Annotated in this window: 17 protein-coding genes; 7 read left to right on the forward strand and 10 right to left on the reverse strand. The window is 63.4% G+C overall.

The annotated features are described in order from the left end of the window. Nucleotides 1-133 precede the first annotated feature (133 nt). From APH44_RS11485 to APH44_RS11505, 5 genes are all read left to right on the forward strand, one after another. Nucleotides 134-1,294: a D-alanyl-D-alanine carboxypeptidase family protein gene (locus tag APH44_RS11485; RefSeq protein ID WP_054892812.1), complete on the forward strand. Its 1,161-nt coding sequence runs from the start codon at nucleotides 134-136 to the stop codon at nucleotides 1,292-1,294. Between the two features lie 75 nt (nucleotides 1,295-1,369). Then, nucleotides 1,370-1,645, forward strand: coding sequence for a DUF493 domain-containing protein (locus APH44_RS11490; RefSeq protein ID WP_054892813.1), 276 nt, complete (start codon nucleotides 1,370-1,372; stop codon nucleotides 1,643-1,645). Continuing rightward, nucleotides 1,645-2,292 carry a lipoyl(octanoyl) transferase LipB gene (gene lipB, locus APH44_RS11495; protein ID WP_054892814.1) on the forward strand — a complete coding sequence of 216 codons (648 nt, stop codon included), beginning with the start codon at nucleotides 1,645-1,647 and terminating at the stop codon, nucleotides 2,290-2,292. Before APH44_RS11490 ends, lipB begins: the two co-directional genes overlap by 1 nt. A 2-nt stretch (nucleotides 2,293-2,294) precedes the next feature. Further along, the gene (gene lipA / locus APH44_RS11500) at nucleotides 2,295-3,311 is read left to right on the forward strand and encodes a lipoyl synthase (protein ID WP_054892815.1); all 1,017 of its coding nucleotides are present in this window, start codon (nucleotides 2,295-2,297) and stop codon (nucleotides 3,309-3,311) included. A 136-nt stretch (nucleotides 3,312-3,447) separates the two neighbouring features. Continuing rightward, nucleotides 3,448-4,386 (forward strand): LD-carboxypeptidase, encoded by a 939-nt coding sequence (locus APH44_RS11505; protein ID WP_054892816.1) that lies wholly within the window; start codon nucleotides 3,448-3,450, stop codon nucleotides 4,384-4,386. A 35-nt stretch (nucleotides 4,387-4,421) separates the two neighbouring features. Here the strand turns inward: APH44_RS11505 and APH44_RS11510 are convergent, their stop codons facing one another. The 5 genes from APH44_RS11510 to leuS form a co-directional block, all read right to left on the reverse strand. Then, the gene (locus tag APH44_RS11510) at nucleotides 4,422-5,735 is read right to left on the reverse strand and encodes a lytic murein transglycosylase (protein WP_054892817.1); all 1,314 of its coding nucleotides are present in this window, start codon (nucleotides 5,733-5,735) and stop codon (nucleotides 4,422-4,424) included. A gap of 54 nt (nucleotides 5,736-5,789) precedes the next feature. Beyond that, nucleotides 5,790-5,954, reverse strand: a complete 165-nt coding sequence (gene arfA / locus APH44_RS11515; protein ID WP_039580593.1) for an alternative ribosome rescue factor ArfA — start codon at nucleotides 5,952-5,954, stop codon at nucleotides 5,790-5,792. A gap of 204 nt (nucleotides 5,955-6,158) precedes the next feature. After that, the gene (gene holA, locus APH44_RS11520; RefSeq protein ID WP_054892818.1) at nucleotides 6,159-7,196 is read right to left on the reverse strand and encodes a DNA polymerase III subunit delta; all 1,038 of its coding nucleotides are present in this window, start codon (nucleotides 7,194-7,196) and stop codon (nucleotides 6,159-6,161) included. 36 nt (nucleotides 7,197-7,232) lie between these two features. Continuing rightward, nucleotides 7,233-7,838: an LPS assembly lipoprotein LptE gene (lptE, locus tag APH44_RS11525; protein WP_054892819.1), complete on the reverse strand. Its 606-nt coding sequence runs from the start codon at nucleotides 7,836-7,838 to the stop codon at nucleotides 7,233-7,235. Between the two features lie 60 nt (nucleotides 7,839-7,898). After that, complete coding sequence (gene leuS, locus APH44_RS11530) at nucleotides 7,899-10,505, reverse strand: leucine--tRNA ligase (RefSeq protein ID WP_054892820.1); 2,607 nt, start codon at nucleotides 10,503-10,505, stop codon at nucleotides 7,899-7,901. Between the two features lie 238 nt (nucleotides 10,506-10,743). Between leuS and APH44_RS11535 the strand changes: the two genes are divergently transcribed. Both APH44_RS11535 and APH44_RS11540 read left to right on the forward strand, forming a co-directional pair. Further along, nucleotides 10,744-11,058, forward strand: coding sequence for a hypothetical protein (locus APH44_RS11535; protein WP_054892821.1), 315 nt, complete (start codon nucleotides 10,744-10,746; stop codon nucleotides 11,056-11,058). 130 nt (nucleotides 11,059-11,188) lie between these two features. After that, complete coding sequence (locus APH44_RS11540) at nucleotides 11,189-11,950, forward strand: YdcF family protein (protein WP_054892822.1); 762 nt, start codon at nucleotides 11,189-11,191, stop codon at nucleotides 11,948-11,950. A 111-nt stretch (nucleotides 11,951-12,061) separates the two neighbouring features. Here APH44_RS11540 and lnt read toward each other — a convergent pair whose 3' ends face one another. The 5 genes from lnt to APH44_RS11565 all read right to left on the reverse strand — a co-directional run bounded on the left by lnt (nucleotide 12,062) and on the right by APH44_RS11565 (nucleotide 16,604). After that, on the reverse strand, nucleotides 12,062-13,579 hold the full coding sequence (gene lnt / locus APH44_RS11545) for an apolipoprotein N-acyltransferase (RefSeq protein WP_054892823.1): 1,518 nt from the start codon (nucleotides 13,577-13,579) through the stop codon (nucleotides 12,062-12,064). An 8-nt stretch (nucleotides 13,580-13,587) separates the two neighbouring features. After that, nucleotides 13,588-14,427 carry an HlyC/CorC family transporter gene (locus tag APH44_RS11550; protein WP_054892824.1) on the reverse strand — a complete coding sequence of 280 codons (840 nt, stop codon included), beginning with the start codon at nucleotides 14,425-14,427 and terminating at the stop codon, nucleotides 13,588-13,590. Between the two features lie 29 nt (nucleotides 14,428-14,456). Then, nucleotides 14,457-14,930 carry an rRNA maturation RNase YbeY gene (ybeY, locus tag APH44_RS11555; RefSeq protein WP_054892825.1) on the reverse strand — a complete coding sequence of 158 codons (474 nt, stop codon included), beginning with the start codon at nucleotides 14,928-14,930 and terminating at the stop codon, nucleotides 14,457-14,459. Continuing rightward, nucleotides 14,923-15,921, reverse strand: a complete 999-nt coding sequence (locus tag APH44_RS11560) for a PhoH family protein (protein ID WP_054892826.1) — start codon at nucleotides 15,919-15,921, stop codon at nucleotides 14,923-14,925. The genes ybeY and APH44_RS11560 overlap by 8 nt, the downstream gene beginning before the upstream one ends. 131 nt (nucleotides 15,922-16,052) lie before the next feature. Then, on the reverse strand, nucleotides 16,053-16,604 hold the full coding sequence (locus APH44_RS11565; protein WP_054892827.1) for a tetratricopeptide repeat protein: 552 nt from the start codon (nucleotides 16,602-16,604) through the stop codon (nucleotides 16,053-16,055). Nucleotides 16,605-16,738: the final 134 nt, after the last annotated feature.

The following is a 16,738-nucleotide window of genomic DNA, read 5'->3' on the forward strand; positions in this document are numbered from 1 at the left end:
AATTGCCAGGTCCGGCCATGTACAATGGCGGTTTTGCCCCTTGGGGCATGGGCTGTCCGCCAGTCCCGAAGCAGACTGAAACGCCGTGGTCTCCCCACGGAACATCAGACCATTAGCGATTTACGAGAGACGGATGAACATCACCAACCTTGCCAAACGACTTTGCCTGCCCGTACTGCTGCTGATCGTGCCCGCTGCCTTTGCAGCCGAGCAGATGATGCCAGCACCTCCGCAGTTGGCAGCCAAGTCCTATGTACTCATGGATGCGTCCAGCGGCAACGTGCTGGTCGAGAACAACGGTGACGAGCGCCTGCCGCCAGCCAGCCTGACCAAGCTGATGACCGCCTACATCGCCACCCTCGACATCCGTCGTGGCCAGATCGGCGAGAACGACCCGGTGACCGTCAGCGAGAACGCCTGGCGTACCGGCGGTTCGCGCATGTTCATCAAGGTCGGCAGCCAGGTGACCGTCAGCGACCTGCTGCACGGCATCATCATCCAGTCGGGCAACGATGCCTCGGTAGCCCTTTCCGAGCACATCGCCGGCAGTGAAGACGCCTTCGCCGACATGATGAACAAGACTGCCGCCGACCTGGGCATGTCCAATTCGCACTTCATGAACCCGACCGGCCTGCCGAACCCCGAGCACTATTCCTCGGCTCACGACATGGCCCTGCTGGCGCGTGCGATCATCAACGAAGATCCGGCGCACTACGCGATCTACTCGCAGAAAGAGTTCTACTGGAACAACATCAAGCAGCCTAACCGCAACCTGCTGCTGTGGCGCGACAAGACCGTCGACGGTCTGAAGACCGGCCATACCGAGGAAGCCGGCTACTGCATGGTGGCCTCGGCCGTTCGCGATGGCCAGCGTCTGATCGCGGTGGTGTTCGGCACCAACAGCGAGCAGGCCCGTGCCGCCGAAACGCAAAAGCTGCTGACCTACGGTTTCCGCTTCTTCGAAACCCAGACCTTCTACCAGAAGGGTACCGAGCTGACTCAGGCGCCGGTCTGGAAGGGCGCCACCGCTCAAGTCAAGGCGGGTCTGGCCAACGACCTGACCATGACCATGCCTAAAGGCCAATTGAAACGCCTCCAGGCTTCGATGACCATGAACCCGCAGCTGACCGCTCCGATCGCCAAAGGTGACGTGATCGGTAAAGTGGAAGTCAAACTGGACGAGAAAGTGGTGCACAGCGCCGACCTGATCGCCCTGGATGGCGTCGAGGAAGGTGGTTTCTTCCGCCGTATGTGGGATAGCATCCGCCTGTTCTTCTACGGTTTGTTCAACTGATACGTGACCGGCCATGCCCCCGCGCAACCGCTCGGGGGCATTGTTGTTGCCACGCCTTACGAGGGCGTACGCGCCATGAGCGAAGCTGACGTCAAGTCGCACAAAATCGAATTCCCCTGCGCCGATTACCCGATCAAGGTCATCGGCGATACCGTTGTCGGCTTCAAGGACATGGTCATCGAGGTCCTGAGCAAGCACGCCAAGGTCGACCTGTCCACCCTGGCCGAGCGCCAGAGCAAGGAAGGCAAATACACTACGGTACAGCTGCACATCGTCGCCGAGAGCGAGAACCAGCTGCACGACATCAACAGTGCCCTGCGTGCCACCGGCATCGTGAAAATGGTACTGTGATGCCCGCGTCCCTCGGTTTTCGCGATCTTGGCCTGCAGCCCTATGAACCGGTGCTGGAAGCCATGCGTCGCTTTACCGAGCAGCGCGGCCCGGACAGCCAGGACGAAGTCTGGCTGGTCGAGCATCCCGCGGTCTTCACCCAGGGCCAGGCCGGCAAGGCCGAGCATCTGCTGATACCGGGCGATATCCCGGTGGTGCAGACCGACCGCGGCGGTCAGGTCACCTACCACGGCCCCGGCCAGTTGGTCGCCTACCTGCTGCTGGACGTGCGTCGCCTGGGTTTTGGCGTGCGCGAGCTGGTCAGCCGCATCGAGAGTACGCTCATCGAACTGCTCGCCAGCTACGGCGTGCAGGCGCTGGCCAAGCCCGACGCCCCTGGCGTCTATGTCGATGGCGCGAAGATCGCGTCACTTGGCCTTCGAATCCGCAATGGCCGTTCGTTCCACGGCCTTGCCCTGAACGTGGACATGGACCTTGCGCCATTCCGCCGAATCAACCCCTGCGGGTATGCGGGGCTGGCCATGACCCAGCTGCGCGACCTGGCAGGCCCGATCGAACTTGACGAGGTCAGGACAAGGCTGCGTGGACAGCTGGTCAGGCACCTCGACTATGCTGAGCAGACGACCCTCACGGGCGGAATCGACTGATTATGACAACTGTGCAAGAAGCCGTGCCGAACCTGATCGCGACGCAAGACGTCACCTCACGCCCTGCCCCCAAGAAAGTGGAAGCCGGGGTCAAGCTGCGTGGCGCCGATAAGGTCGCGCGCATCCCGGTGAAAATCATCCCCACCGACGAACTGCCGAAGAAACCCGACTGGATCCGCGTGCGCATCCCGGTTTCGCCGGAAGTCGACCGCATCAAGCAACTGCTGCGCAAGCACAAGCTGCACAGCGTCTGCGAAGAGGCATCCTGCCCTAACCTGGGCGAGTGCTTCTCCGGTGGCACCGCGACGTTCATGATCATGGGTGATATCTGCACCCGTCGCTGCCCGTTCTGCGACGTTGGCCACGGTCGTCCGAAGCCGCTGGACCTCGATGAGCCGAAGAACCTGGCGGTCGCCATTGCCGATTTGCGCCTGAAGTACGTGGTGATCACCTCGGTAGACCGCGACGACCTGCGTGATGGTGGTGCCCAGCACTTTGCCGATTGCATCCGCGAAATCCGCGCCCTGTCCCCAGGCGTGCAGTTGGAAACCCTGGTACCGGACTACCGCGGGCGTATGGACGTAGCGCTGGAAATCACCGCGCAAACGCCGCCTGATGTGTTCAACCACAACCTCGAGACCGTGCCGCGTCTGTACAAGGCCGCGCGTCCTGGGTCGGACTACGACTGGTCGCTGGACCTGCTGCAGAAGTTCAAGCAACTGGTGCCGCACGTCCCCACCAAGTCGGGCCTGATGCTCGGCCTGGGCGAGACCGACGAGGAGGTCATCGAGGTGATGCACCGCATGCGCGAGCATGACATCGACATGCTGACCCTCGGCCAGTACCTGCAGCCGTCGCGTAGCCACTTGCCGGTGCAGCGTTTCGTGCACCCCGACACCTTCGCCTGGTTCGCCGAGGAAGGCTACAAGATGGGCTTCAAGAACGTGGCCTCCGGCCCGCTGGTGCGCTCGTCCTACCACGCCGACCAGCAGGCTCACGAAGCCAAGATCAAGCTCTGATCAAGGCTGAGCTGAACATGCCGATGCACGCTGAAAGGCGGCATCGGCATTTTTGTTTTCCGGGGCAGCGCTGCCTATGTGCGTCCTTCATTACCCCCGTTAGAGTGGCCAGCCCTCATATGCAAGGAATCGCACGATGAACTGTCTTGAAACCCCGGTCTTCAGCCTGCCCACGGCATTGCCCGGCAACGCCTGCTTCGCAATTGTCGCGCCAGCGGGGCCTGCACGGCTGGATGTGGGCAAGGCGCGCCAATGGTTCGAGCAGCGCGGCTTGCGTTGCCGCATCTACCCCGGCGCGCTACAGGCCAACGGCTACCTGGCAGGCAGTGACGAGCAACGCGTGCATGACCTGCACGACGCCTTCGCTGACCCTCGGATCGACGCGATCCTGTGCATGCGAGGTGGCTATGGCAGCATGCGGCTGCTTGATCGGCTGGATTTCGAGCTGATTCGTCGCCACCCCAAACCATTGATCGGCTACAGCGACATCACCGCCCTGCACACGGCAATCCATCGCCATGCCGGGTTGCTCACCTTCCATGGCGGGATGCTCAATGCCGACCTGCTCGGTGCCAAGCTAGAGCCGACCGTCAGTTCGTTGTTCCAGCAATTGCAGGGGCAGCTCGGGCGAGGCGATGCCATCGAGCACCCGGCGGCGTTCGGCCTGACGACCGTGGTCAGTGGTGTCGCCAGCGGGCGGTTGGTGGGTGGCAACCTGTCGATGCTTGGGGCGACTCAAGGCACCTTGGCGCAGATCGATACCCACGGCAGCATCCTGTTCATCGAGGACGTCAACGAGCCCCTGTACCGGGTGGACCGTCTGCTGACCCAGTTGCGTCTGGCTGGCACGCTGGAGGGGGTCAAGGGTGTGCTGGTGGGAGACTTTGCGGGGATCACGGTGACGGCGTTGGAGCCATTGCTCAGAGACGTATTCGGGCCGCTTGAGGTGCCGGTGCTGGCAGGATGGCGCAGTGGACACTGTGATCCGAATGTCTGCCTGCCGCTGGGGGCGCAGGTGCGGCTGGACAGTGATGCACAGCAGCTTGTGCTGGAGCAGGCGCTGTTCACAGCCTGAAGCTATAGGGGCTGCACAAGCAGCCCCAATATTCTCTATCGCCGCAGACTATCGAGCAGCTTGTGCGTCGGATACCCATCAGCCGGCCAGCCTTGGGCCTGCTGAGCATTGCGAATGGCTTTGCGGGTGTTGGCACCGATGATGCCATCGGCGTTGCCGGCTTCGTGCCCGCTGGCATTGAGCAGGTTCTGCAGCTCCATGCGCTCGCTGCGGCTCAGTGGCAGGTCGTCCTTCGGCCACGAACCGGCAATGAAACCCCAGCCCGAGAAGCGATCACCCAGCAGGCTTACCGCCAGGGCGTAGGACGAGGAATTGTTGTACTTCAGGATTGCGCGGAAGTTGTCCAGTACCAGGAATGCCGGTCCGCGTGCGCCTGCTGGCAGCAATAGCGCTGCCGAGAGCTGGTTGCTGCCGCTGGGCAGTTGGGTGCCGGTCGGCAGTGTCACACCCAGGCTCAACCATTCGCTGACCGACTTGCGTTGGGCGCCGTCTGCCAGCCAGTAATCGAAGCCTGCCGGCACCTGAACCTCGAAGCCCCAAGGCTGGCCACGCTTCCAGCCCGAGCTTTGCAGGTAGTGCGCGGTGGAGGCCAGGGCGTCTGCCGTGCTGTTCCAGATGTCGCGGCGGCCATCGCCGTCGAAGTCCACCGCGTGGGTGTTGTAGGTGGTAGGGATGAACTGGGTCTGCCCCATTGCACCGGCCCAGGAGCCGCGCATGGCCTCGGGCTGAATGTCGCCGTTCTGGAGGATCTGCAGCGCGGCGATCAACTGGTCCTGGGCGAAGGTGGGGCGGCGGCCCTCATAGGCCAGGGTGGCCAGCGAGCGGATCACCGACTTGTTGCCCTGGAACTGTCCGAAATTGCTCTCCATGCCCCATACGGCAACCAGTACCTGGCGGTCGACGCCATAACGTTGCTCGATACGGCCGAGTAGCTCGGCGTGCTGTTCCAGCAGTTTCTTGCCGTTGCGCACGCGCAGGGGGGACAACGCACCGTCGAGATATTCCCAGACCGGGCGGGAGAATTCAGGCTGGCTGCGATCGGCCTTGATCACGTCCATGTCGGGCGTCACGCCAACGAATGCACGGTCGAAGGTGCTTGGGCTGATACCAGCTTGCAGCGCTTGTTGGCGGAAGCCCGCCTGCCATTGGGCGAAGGTCTGCAACGGTTGGATTTCGCTGCTGGTGTCAGTGGCGGTGCCGGGCAGGGTAACGTTCGGAGCGGGCTGGGCAGGGGCCAGCGGCAGGGCGTCGGCGGCGGTGGGTTTTTCCGCGCAGGCGACGAGCAGGATGAAGCTGGAGGCCGCGATCAGCTGGCGGGGGCGCCAGCGCTGGGAAAGACTGAAGGACATGCACAGATCCAGTTTTGCAGTTCAGGTGCCGACCATATCATGCCTGCGCCTTTTTCAGGCGGCCAGAAAGCAAGAAGCCTCCCAATCTCTCGATTGGAAGGCTTCGCGGCGGTAGCTGCCCTTGCCCTTTTCCGGTCGTTCCTGGCGGCAGCGGAACAGGGGTTGGGCGATGATCGACTTGGCCTTGTTGGGGCCGTGTTTTTTCGGCTTCTTGCTCATGGCGGGGGTTCCCAGGTTGGATGAACTTGGGGGCCGACTTTATGGCCTAGGCGAACGGGGAGCCAATTGATTGTGTGTATTGACGTTGAGTGAGGGCCTGCGACACCCCTGTGGGAGCGGGCTTGCCCGCGAATCAGGCAACGCGGTGAGTGGCACCGGCTGCGCCGGTGTTCGCGGGCAAGCCCGCTCCTACAGTAGTCCCAATTATTCCGAAGGCAGCGCCAGGCGCTGTCCGGCCATCAACAGCGACAGCCGCGACAGCCCGGTCCACGGCGAACCCTCGGCCTGGCCTTTGATCTGTGCGTCGATGCGTTGGGCATCCTGCAGCAGTTGCGCCCAACGTTGCGCTGACAGGCGCTGCAGGGCCTTGCTGACCAGAGGGCGGCGTTTGTCCCACACGGGCGGGCGCGCCTGGCTGAAGGCCTTGTCCAGCGGTACACCCTGGCTGAACTGCTGGGCCAGCCCCGCCAGCAGGCGCAGCTCGCGGGCCAGCGCCCATAGAATGACGGGCGGCTCGACCCCCTCGCCACGCAGCCCTTCGAGCATGCGCAGGGCATGTCCGGCCTCGCCGTTGAGGATGGCATCGACCAGGCCGAAGACATCGAAGCGGGCGCTGTCGGCGACGGCGGCCTGAACGGTCTCGACGGTGATCTGGTTGCCCTCGGCAAGCAACTTGAGTTTCTCGATCTCCTGGGCGGCCGCCAGCAGGTTGCCCTCGACCCGTGCGGCGATCAGGTCGACGGCATCGCGCTGTGCCGACAGCCCGGCCTGGGACAGGCGCTGGTTGATCCATTGCGGCAATTGCTGGGCGTCCACCGGCCAGATCTGGATGAACTGGCAGTTTTCGCCTTCGATGATGGCCTTGCCCCACTTGGTCTTCTGCGCGCTGCCGTCGAGCTTGGGCAGGCTGATCAGCAGCAGCGTGTCTTCGGCAGGATTGGCGCAATACTCCATGAGCGCGGCAGCGCCCTTGTCGCCGGGTTTGCCCGACGGCAGGCGCAGCTCCAGCAGACGACGTTGGGCGAACAAGGACAGGCTGGCACCGGCCAGCAGCAGGCTGCCCCAGTCGAAATTGGCATCGGCGCTGAACACCTGGCGTTCATCGAAACCCTGCTGGCGCGCAGCGGTGCGAATGGCGTCGGCGGCTTCCTGGCACAGCAGCGGATCGTCGCCACTGACCACATAGACCGGGGCCAGTGTGCCTTGCAGGTGCTTGTTGAGTTGGGCGGGAGAAAGCTTCATGGGATGGGCGGGGCACCAGCGGTGCCCCGTTCAGGCTCAATGGGCCGGGACTTCCAGCGGCGATTGCTGGGGCGTGTTGTCCTGGATGCGCTGGGCCTCTTTCAGGGCTTCGGCTTCGGCGCGGGCACGCTCGTCAGCCTTGCGCTGAAGGTGCGCCAGGTGCTCCGGGGTAAGCTGCTGCAGGCGGACCATCATGCCCTGCACCAGGTCGCGACGCATTTCCTGGCGAACCTGAGTGGCTTCCTGGGTGGAGCCGGTGATGTTGTTGCCGTCGTAGACATAGATCTTGCGTACTTCCAGCTTGTCTGCGAGCAGTACTGCATCGTTCTGACCCTGAACCTCGTAGTTCAGCACGGTGGTCAGCTCGTATTCAGCAGAGCGGCTGCCGCCGGAGTAGGTCGCCGCGCGCTGGCTGTCCTGCTCGTTGGTCAGTACCAGTTTGTAGGGCGCGCCGGCCTGGACCTTGACACCACTGTTCTGCAGGGTCTGGCGCAGTTGGGTGACGGTCTCGCCGTAGGCGTTACGTGCACCGAGGTCCAGCTCCTTGAGGGCAATTTCGTTGGTGCCGGTACCGCGCAGCTGGAAACCGCAGGCACTGAGCACGGCGGCCAGGCCTATTACCAGCAGATTGCGTTTGATCATGTTGTTGCTCCCTTGTGGGCCTGTTCCGCCCGCCCCGTGTCTCAGGGGCGGGCGTTGCCATCAGTTGGCGACGATGTTGACCAGCTTGCCCGGTACCACGATGACCTTGCGGATGGTCAGGCCATCGAGGAAGCGCAGGACATTGTCGTTGTTACGGGCGGCGGCTTCGATTTCCTCGCGGCTGGCGGCAGCGGGCATTTCGACTTGGCCACGCAGCTTGCCGTTGACCTGGACCACCAGGGTGATGGTGTCCTGTACCAGCGCGCTTTCGTCGACGACCGGCCAGCCAGCATCGATCACCGCCTGGGTGTGGCCCAGTTCCTTCCACAGTGCGTGAGAGAGGTGCGGGGTGATCGGTGCAAGCAGCAGGGTGACGGCCTCCAGGCCTTCCTGCAGCAGGGCGCGATCCTGTTCGCTGGCTTGCGGAGCCTTTTCCAGGATGTTCATCAGGGTCATCACCTGGGCGATGGCGGTGTTGAACTTGTGGAACTGACCCACGTCGGTGCTGGCTTGCTTGATTGCTGCGTGGATGCCGCGGCGGATGACCTTCTGCGCGTCGTCCAGGGCGGCGATGTCCAGCTTGCCTGGCAGGCCCTGGGCAACATGGCCATGAGCCAGGCGCCAGACACGGCGCAGGAAGCGGCTCGCGCCTTCGACACCGGAGTCGGACCACTCCAGGCTCATGTCGGGCGGCGAGGCGAACATCATGAACAGACGGCAGGTGTCGGCGCCGTAGGCGTCGATCATGGCCTGCGGGTCGACGCCGTTGTTCTTCGACTTCGACATCTTCTCGGTGCCACCGATTTCCACCGGCAGGCCGTCGGTCTTCAGGCGTGCGCCGATGATCTTGGCCTTGGCATCGCGCTCGACCTCGACGTCGGCCGGGTTGAACCAGTCACGGCCGCCGTTGCTGGCGACGCGGTAGTAGGTTTCGGCGACGACCATGCCTTGGGTCAGCAGGTTCTTGAACGGCTCGTTCGAGGTGACCAGGCCTTCGTCGCGCATCAGCTTGTGGAAGAAGCGTGCGTACAGCAGGTGCAGGATGGCGTGTTCGATACCGCCGATGTACTGGTCGACCGGCAGCCAGTGGTTGGCCGCTTTCGGGTCGACCAGGCCACCCTCGTAGTTGGGCGAGGCGTAGCGGGCGAAGTACCAGGACGATTCGACGAAGGTGTCCATGGTGTCGGTTTCGCGCTTGGCCGCGGTGCCGCATTTCGGGCAGGTGCACTCATAGAACTCGGGCATGCGCGCCAGTGGCGAGCCAGCGCCGTCCGGCACCACGTTCTCTGGCAGCACGACCGGGAGCTGGTCTTCCGGCACCGGCACGTCGCCGCAGGACGGGCAGTGGATGATCGGGATCGGGCAGCCCCAGTAGCGCTGGCGGCTGATGCCCCAGTCGCGCAGGCGGAACTGGGTGCGCGACTTGCCGAGGTCCTTGCGGATCAGCGCGGCTTCGATGGCGTCGAAGGCGCCGGCGAAGTCCAGGCCGTCGAACTCGCCGGAGTTGATCAGTTGGCCGTGCTCGCCATAGGCGGCCAGCCATTCGCTGCCGACTTCATCGCCGGCGCTGGTGCGCACCACGGCCTTGACCGGCAGGTTGTACTTTTGAGCGAACTCGAAGTCGCGCTCGTCATGGGCCGGAACAGCCATCACCGCGCCATCGCCGTAGTGCATCAGCACGTAGTTGGCGACCCAGACCGGCAGCTTCTCGCCGGTGAGCGGGTGCTCGACCAGCAGCGAGGTGGCCATGCCTTTCTTCTCTTGCGTGGCCATGTCGGCCTCGGCCACGCTGCCGCTCTTGCATTCGTCGATGAAGGCTTGCAGCGCCGGGTTGCCCTGGGCGGCCTGGGTGGCCAGCGGGTGCTCGGCGGCGACGGCAACGTAGGTGGCGCCCATCAGAGTGTCGGGACGGGTGGTGAAGACCTTCAGCGCGCCCTCGTGACCGATGCTCGCCTGGTCGTAGGGGAACTGCACTTCCATGCCACGCGACTTGCCGATCCAGTTGCGCTGCATGGTCTTGACCTGCTCTGGCCAGCCCGGCAGCTCGTCGAGGCTTTCAAGCAGCTCGTCGGCGTAGTCGGTGATGCGGAAGTAGTACATCGGGATCTCGCGCTTTTCGATCAGCGCGCCCGAACGCCAGCCGCGGCCGTCGATGACCTGCTCGTTGGCCAGCACGGTCTGGTCGGCCGGGTCCCAGTTCACGGTCCCGTTCTTGCGATAGATCACGCCTTTTTCGAACAGGCGGGTGAACAGCCACTGCTCCCAGCGGTAGTAGTCCGGCTTGCAGGTGGTGACTTCACGCGACCAGTCGAAGGCCAGACCCAGGCTCTTGAGCTGGGTCTTCATGTATTCGATGTTTTCGTAGGTCCACTTGGCCGGGGCGACGTTGTTCTTCATCGCCGCGTTTTCCGCCGGCATGCCGAAGGCATCCCAACCCATCGGCTGCAGGACATTCTTGCCCAGCATGCGCTGGTAGCGGGCAATGACGTCGCCGATGGTGTAGTTGCGCACGTGGCCCATGTGTAGCTTGCCGCTCGGGTACGGGAACATCGATAGGCAATAGTAAGTATCCTTGCCTTGCTGTTCGGTGACAGCGAACGATTGTTGCTCGTCCCAGAAGTTCTGGGCGGCGGCTTCTAAATCACGGGGCTGGTATTGTTCGTGCATGGCTACTTTTGCTGAGAGTGAAGAGACCTTGTTTCCAGGCAGCGCAACCTCGCTGCGTCCGGCACTCCGGTGTCGATGAGAGTGAACGGCCTAGCATACATGAGCGTCGCGCGTCGTGGGAAACCCAGAATGCGATTGACGCCGCGCGGGCCGTTTGTCGCAGCGGGCTGCTGCTTTTTTCAGTGCCGCTAAGCTCATCTATGGGGGGAGATATTCTTACCTTCAATGAGGTGAACGGATGGGAGAGTCGCAGCTAACCGCAATCAAACCGGAGCTATACGAACGCCTGATCGACCGACTGGGCCTGGCACTTGAAGTGGCCAGAACCTCGGTGCGACTGCGCGACGAAATGCCAGCAGAATTGGAGCTGCGCGGCCTGAGCCCTGCGGAGTTCCAGGTGATCAAGGCTTATCTGGACACGCTTCCGGAGAGCCGTTTCGCCAGTGCCGGCGCCTACCCTCAGCCGGAGTCGGGCAAGGGCAAGATCGTCTGGCTCAAGGACCGGCAGCGCCCCGCTGCAATGGACAGATCCAGAACGCAACCTTCCCGATAGCCGTTCAGGACACCAGGCCCGCGTCGTTTCGTGACGCTTCTTCGATACACCACTCTGATCGACGCCGGTCGCGCACTTGTTGCCCGGCGTCGATCCTCTTAGGCTGCACCTCTTCCATGGAGGTGCGCGTATGCCGATTCGTTTTTTCGTCAAGCAGTGGCTTATGCCGCCGGGCTTGCTGTTCCTGTTGTTGTTGGCGGCCTGGTGGATGCGCAAGCGCCGCCCGCGCCTGGCCGGGTTGTGTTTTGTCATCGGGCTGGGGGGCTTGTGGCTGATGAGCCTGCCGCTGGTGGTACAGGAGTCGGCACGGGCGTTGGAAACCGAGGCGCCCCTGGCACTGGATGAGTGGGCCGGGTTGGCTGCGCGTGCCGATGCCATCGTGATCCTGGGCGCAGGTCGGGAGCGTGGCGATCCGGCCTGGGGTGGCCAGGAACAGCCCACTGGCACGGCGCTGGAGCGCATGCGCTATGCGGCGCAGTTGGCCAAGGCCTCGGGCTTGCCGGTGCTGACCACCGGCGGCCTGCACTACGGCACGCCGCCGAGCGAGGCGCAACTGATGGCCGATCGGCTCAAGGCTGACTTCGGGGTGGATGTGACCTGGAAGGAAGAGGCCAGCCGCACGACCTGGGAAAACGCCCGCTTCAGCGCCGATGTTCTGCAGCCGTTGGGCCTGCGCCGTGTGGTGGTGGTGACCCAGGCCTGGCACATGCAACGCTCACGCTGGAGCTTCGAGCAGGTGGGGTTCGAGGTGGTGCCCGCGCCAGTGGGGTTCCTGGGGGGCGATCATGCACGACCGTTTGCCGGGTTGCTGCCGGAAAGCCGGGCGATCTGGCAGAGCGGTCAGTTGCTCAACGAGGCGGTGGGGCTGGTGGGATATCGATTGTTCTATTGATGTGGCGAACGCTGTGCTGGCCTCTTCAAAGGCAAGCCCGCGCCCGCAGACACTGGGTCCTGAAGACCTTTGCAGTACCTGTGGGAGCGGGCTTGCCCGCGAAAAAGCCCCCTAGAGGGCTCTGGCAATCCTGACTGCCAGTAGCGCCCAGCCCATCAGCAGCACGCAGACGATCGCCAATGGCCACGAACGCCACTGCAGATAAGGTGTGAGCTGCTGCATCGGCACCACATCACCATACAGAATCGCCTTCTGGAACTGCGGAATCTGGGTGGTGATCCTGCCGAACGGGTCGATCAGGGCCGTTACACCATTGTTGGTGGCGCGGATCATCCAGCGGCCCGCCTCGAGTGCGCGCATCTGTGCCATCTGCAGGTGCTGTAACGGGCCGATCGAGGTGCCGAACCAGGTGTCGTTGCTGATGGTCAGCAGCAGATCGCTCTGCGCTGCCAGCTCTGCGGCGAATTCCGGGTAGACCACTTCGTAGCAGATGTACGGCGCTATCTGATAGCCCTTGGCCTGCAGCAGAGGCTGGTCTTCCGGCCCGCGGGCGAAGTCGGACATCGGCAGATTGAAGAACTCGATCAGCCCGCGCAGCACGTCCTGCAGCGGAACGTACTCGCCAAATGGCACCAGCTTCTGCTTGAGGTAGGTGCCGTCGCCTTCGCCGGTCACGGTGATGCCGTTGTAGTAGCGGCGCTGATGGTGCACCACTTCGCGGATCGGCACCCCGGTGATCAGCGCCGAATGACGGTCAGAGGCGAAGCTGCCCATCATGTCGATGTAGCCCTGGGCCTGGTCCTTGAGCACCGGTACCGCGGTCTCGGGCCAGATCAACAGGTCGACCGGCTTGGAGCTCAGGCTCATGTCGCGGTACAGCGCCAGTTGGGCGTTGACGTGGGCCGGGTCCCATTTCAGGTCCTGCTCGACGTTACCCTGCACCGCAGCCACTTTCAGTGGCTCGCCGGCCGGTCGGGTCCAGGCGTGGTCCTTGAGCGCAAGGCCGATGCCCCACGGGGCGACCAGCAGCAGTGTGCCCACGGCGAGGAAGGCCGGGCGTGCCCGCAAACGGTGCAGGTTGCACAGCAGCGCGGCAGACAGCGCCAGGGCGAAGGAAATCAGCCAGACGCCCCCCAGTGGCGCAAGCCCCGCCAGCGGACCGTCAAGCTGGCTGTAGCCGGCGTAGAGCCAGGGGAAGCCGGTCAGGAACCAGCCGCGGAACGCTTCCTGCAACAGCCACAGGGCGGCGAAGCACAGGGCGTCAGCCAGTGGTGCCTCGTTGCGCCGCAGCCAGCGCGCCCAGAGCCAGGCGGGCAGGGCGAAGAACCAGGCGATGGCGGCGAAGAATGCCACCAGCAGCAGGATCGCCAGCAAGGGCGACGCCCCGCCGTAGGTATTGATGCTGACGTAGATCCAGCTGGTGCCAGCACCATACAGGCCGAACCCATAGCACCAGCCGCGACCCAAAGCCTGGCGCGGGCTGAGCTCGCGCAGGCCGAGGTAGAACAGCATGATCGCCAGCAAGGCGATCGGCCAGATGTCGAAGGGCGCCAGGGCCAGGGAGGTGGAAGCGCCGGCCACCATGGCCAGCAGGTTACCGGGCCAGCCGGGGCGGGTGATCCAGCGCATGTTCGTCCTTAGCGAGTGATCGGGGTCAGGCGCAGCAAGTGTATCCGGCGGCTGTCGGCATTGAGGATGCGGAAGCGATAGGCGCCGATTTCGGTGGTCTCGTTGCGCTTTGGCAGGTGACCAAAGGCGCTCATGACCAGGCCGCCGACAGTGTCGAACTCATCGTCGGAGAACTCGCTGTCGAAGAACTCGTTGAAGTTCTCGATCGGCGTGAGCGCTTTTACCAGGAAGTCGCCACTGGGCAGTGGCTTGATGTAGCTGTCTTCCTCGACGTCGTGCTCGTCCTCGATGTCGCCGACGATCTGCTCCAGCACGTCCTCGATGGTTACCAGGCCCGCGACGCCGCCGTATTCGTCGATGACGATGGCCATGTGATTGTGGTTGGCGCGGAACTCGCGCAGCAGCACGTTCAGGCGCTTGGACTCCGGCACGAAGGTGGCCGGGCGCAGCAGGTCCTTGATGTTGAAGCTGTCGCCGTTCTCCTTGAGGATCAGCGGCAGCAGGTCCTTGGCCAGCAGGATCCCGAGCACATCGTCATGGCTTTCACCGATCACCGGGTAGCGCGAGTGCGCGGCGTCGATCACCGCCGGCAGGAATTCGCGTGGGGACTGGCTGGCCTTGATGCTGATCATCTGCGAGCGCGGGACCATGATGTCGCGTACCTGCAGGTCAGCGACCTGGATGGCACCTTCGACGATGGTCAACGCTTCGCTGTCGAGCAGCTTGTTCTGATGGGCTTCGCGCAGCAGCTCGAGGAGCTCCTGGCGGTTTTTCGGCTCATGGGCAAAAGCCTGGGTCAGTTTACCCAGCCAGGACTTCTGCCCGTTGCTCGATCGATCTTCGCTCATGGCGGTTTACTCGTGTTCCTTTGCAGTGATCAAGGGTTGATTGAATCGATGTCGTCATCGGCGTACGGGTCAGGATGACCCAGTTCGGCCAGCAATTCGCGTTCCAGGGCTTCCATTTCCTCGGCCTCATCGTCGTCGATGTGGTCGTAGCCGAGCAGGTGCAGGCAACCGTGAATGACCAGGTGCGCCCAGTGTGCCTCCAGCGCCTTGCCTTGCTCGCTGGCTTCGCGCTCGACCACCGGCACGCAGATGACCAGGTCGCCCAGCAGCGGAATATCCAGCAGTTCGTCGGGCACGTCAGCAGGGAAGGACAATACGTTGGTCGCGTAGTCCTTGTGCCGGTAGGTGTTGTTCAGTTCGCGGCCTTCGGCCTCGTCGACAAGACGGATGGTCATTTCCGAGTCGGCGCTGCGCTGGCGCAATGCCAGCTCGCACCAGCGGCGGAATGCCGCGTCGTTCGGTGCGGGGGAATCGGTAGCCCGTTGCAGATCGAGTTCAAGCATCTTTGGCGGGCGCCTCGGGCTTGGCCTGACGGGCTTCGAAGCGATCGTAGGCTTCGACGATGCGCTGCACCAGCGGATGGCGTACCACGTCCTTGGGCTGGAAATGGGTGAAACTGATGCCCGGGACGTCCCTGAGCACTTCGATCACGTGGGCCAGCCCCGATTTGGTGCCGCGCGGCAGGTCGACCTGGGTGATGTCGCCGGTGATCACAGCAGTCGAGCCGAAGCCGATGCGGGTGAGGAACATCTTCATCTGCTCGAGGGTGGTGTTCTGGCTTTCGTCGAGGATGATGAAACTGTTGTTCAGCGTGCGGCCGCGCATGTAGGCCAGCGGGGCGATCTCGATCACCTGGCGCTCGATCAGCTTGGCCACGTGCTCGAAGCCGAGCATCTCGTAGAGGGCGTCGTACAACGGGCGCAGGTAAGGGTCGATCTTCTGGGCCAGGTCGCCGGGCAGGAAGCCGAGCTTTTCGCCGGCTTCGACCGCCGGGCGTACCAGCAGGATGCGGCGCACCTGCTCGCGCTCCAGCGCATCGACGGCGCAGGCCACGGCCAGGTAGGTCTTGCCGGTGCCGGCCGGGCCGATGCCGAAGTTGATGTCGTTGGCCAGGATTTCCTTGACGTAGCGCTGCTGGTTGGCCCCGCGCGGGCGGATGTTGCCCTTGCGCGTGCGCAGCGAGACGCTGACTTCGTTGACGGCGGGGTTGTCGATGTTCTCGACCGCCGACTCCTGGAGATAGAGGTGGACCGTTTCCGGCGACAGGTCGGTGGCCTTGGTCTCGCGATAGAGACGGCGCAGCAGCTGTTCGGCGGCGGAGGTGGTCTGGGGCTCGCCGATCAGTTCGAACTGATTGCCGCGGTTGCGGATCTCGATGGCCAGGCGTTGTTCGATCAGGCGCAGGTGCTCGTCGAACTGGCCACACAAGTTGGCGAAACGGTGGGCCTCGAAGGGTTCGAGGGTGAAGCGATGGGGTTGTATGGGTGCGTTCAAGGTCGGTTCAAGGCGCTCGACGAAGGATATGAACTCAAGAATAACCCTTGAGCGATAGTGGCGAAAGATCTGAAACGATCAAGGGCAAGGCTGACAGTCTGCCAGCACCATTTGACGATTGGATGATCGGATCAGGGCAGCGGCGAGAACGGCGTGCGCCCTTCGGCGCTTTGCAGCTCCAGAAGGTACTTGCGGAAGATCTGCCCGAGCACTTGCGTGGCATGCTCGAGTTCGTCGCGGGGCATCTGCTCGGTGACTTCGTCGGCCATGTCCAGCGCGTCCTCGGCGCCGTTGACTGCAGCGATCTTCAGCAGGATATAGGCCTGGACGTTGTTGGCCTTGACCCCCTCGCCATGGAAGAACATGCCGCCGAGACGATACTGGGCCTGGGCGTGGCCCTGCAGCGAGGCTTTCTCGAACCAGTTCAGTGCCTTGTTCAGGTCCTTGGGGGCCTGGTTGCCGGTGTAGTAGAACTCGCCCAGTTCATACTGCGCCTGGGCATCGCCGGACTCCGCACTTTGCGCGCAGGCTTTCAGCGCATTCTCCAGGTCTTGCGGCTGGGCATTGAGGGTGCAGCGGCCCGTCGCTGGAATCAGCAACGAGTTACCGCCCTCTGCCAGGGCCAGCAGGGGCTGAAGAAGCAACAGGCAGCCCAGGGTGAGGGCGCGGCCGGTGCGGTTCATGGGGATCGACTTACCTCTGCAAAGCTGCGGCCAATGTCTCTGGTGGCACATTATGGGATAAGCAGCGCCAACCTTACAAAGTTTTACTCGAAATTCTGCATCGAGGTGTATTTGTGCGACTTGTGATGGGGCTC

This window comes from Pseudomonas sp. NBRC 111143, from assembly GCF_001320965.1.
Classification (GTDB): domain Bacteria; phylum Pseudomonadota; class Gammaproteobacteria; order Pseudomonadales; family Pseudomonadaceae; genus Aquipseudomonas; species Aquipseudomonas machongensis.

Coding starts and splice junctions, on each gene's coding strand:
- lptE (WP_054892819.1), bottom strand. CDS start 7,838: ATGATCAAACGCAATCTGCTGGTAATAGGCCTGGCCGCCGTGCTCAGT.
- APH44_RS11535 (WP_054892821.1), top strand. CDS start 10,744: ATGGGAGAGTCGCAGCTAACCGCAATCAAACCGGAGCTATACGAACGC.
- APH44_RS11485 (WP_054892812.1), top strand. CDS start 134: ATGAACATCACCAACCTTGCCAAACGACTTTGCCTGCCCGTACTGCTG.
- ybeY (WP_054892825.1), bottom strand. CDS start 14,930: ATGCTTGAACTCGATCTGCAACGGGCTACCGATTCCCCCGCACCGAAC.
- leuS (WP_054892820.1), bottom strand. CDS start 10,505: ATGCACGAACAATACCAGCCCCGTGATTTAGAAGCCGCCGCCCAGAAC.
- APH44_RS11510 (WP_054892817.1), bottom strand. CDS start 5,735: ATGTCCTTCAGTCTTTCCCAGCGCTGGCGCCCCCGCCAGCTGATCGCG.
- lnt (WP_054892823.1), bottom strand. CDS start 13,579: ATGCGCTGGATCACCCGCCCCGGCTGGCCCGGTAACCTGCTGGCCATG.
- APH44_RS11540 (WP_054892822.1), top strand. CDS start 11,189: ATGCCGATTCGTTTTTTCGTCAAGCAGTGGCTTATGCCGCCGGGCTTG.
- APH44_RS11505 (WP_054892816.1), top strand. CDS start 3,448: ATGAACTGTCTTGAAACCCCGGTCTTCAGCCTGCCCACGGCATTGCCC.
- APH44_RS11565 (WP_054892827.1), bottom strand. CDS start 16,604: ATGAACCGCACCGGCCGCGCCCTCACCCTGGGCTGCCTGTTGCTTCTT.
- APH44_RS11490 (WP_054892813.1), top strand. CDS start 1,370: ATGAGCGAAGCTGACGTCAAGTCGCACAAAATCGAATTCCCCTGCGCC.
- lipA (WP_054892815.1), top strand. CDS start 2,295: ATGACAACTGTGCAAGAAGCCGTGCCGAACCTGATCGCGACGCAAGAC.
- arfA (WP_039580593.1), bottom strand. CDS start 5,954: ATGAGCAAGAAGCCGAAAAAACACGGCCCCAACAAGGCCAAGTCGATC.
- lipB (WP_054892814.1), top strand. CDS start 1,645: ATGCCCGCGTCCCTCGGTTTTCGCGATCTTGGCCTGCAGCCCTATGAA.
- APH44_RS11550 (WP_054892824.1), bottom strand. CDS start 14,427: ATGAGCGAAGATCGATCGAGCAACGGGCAGAAGTCCTGGCTGGGTAAA.
- holA (WP_054892818.1), bottom strand. CDS start 7,196: ATGAAGCTTTCTCCCGCCCAACTCAACAAGCACCTGCAAGGCACACTG.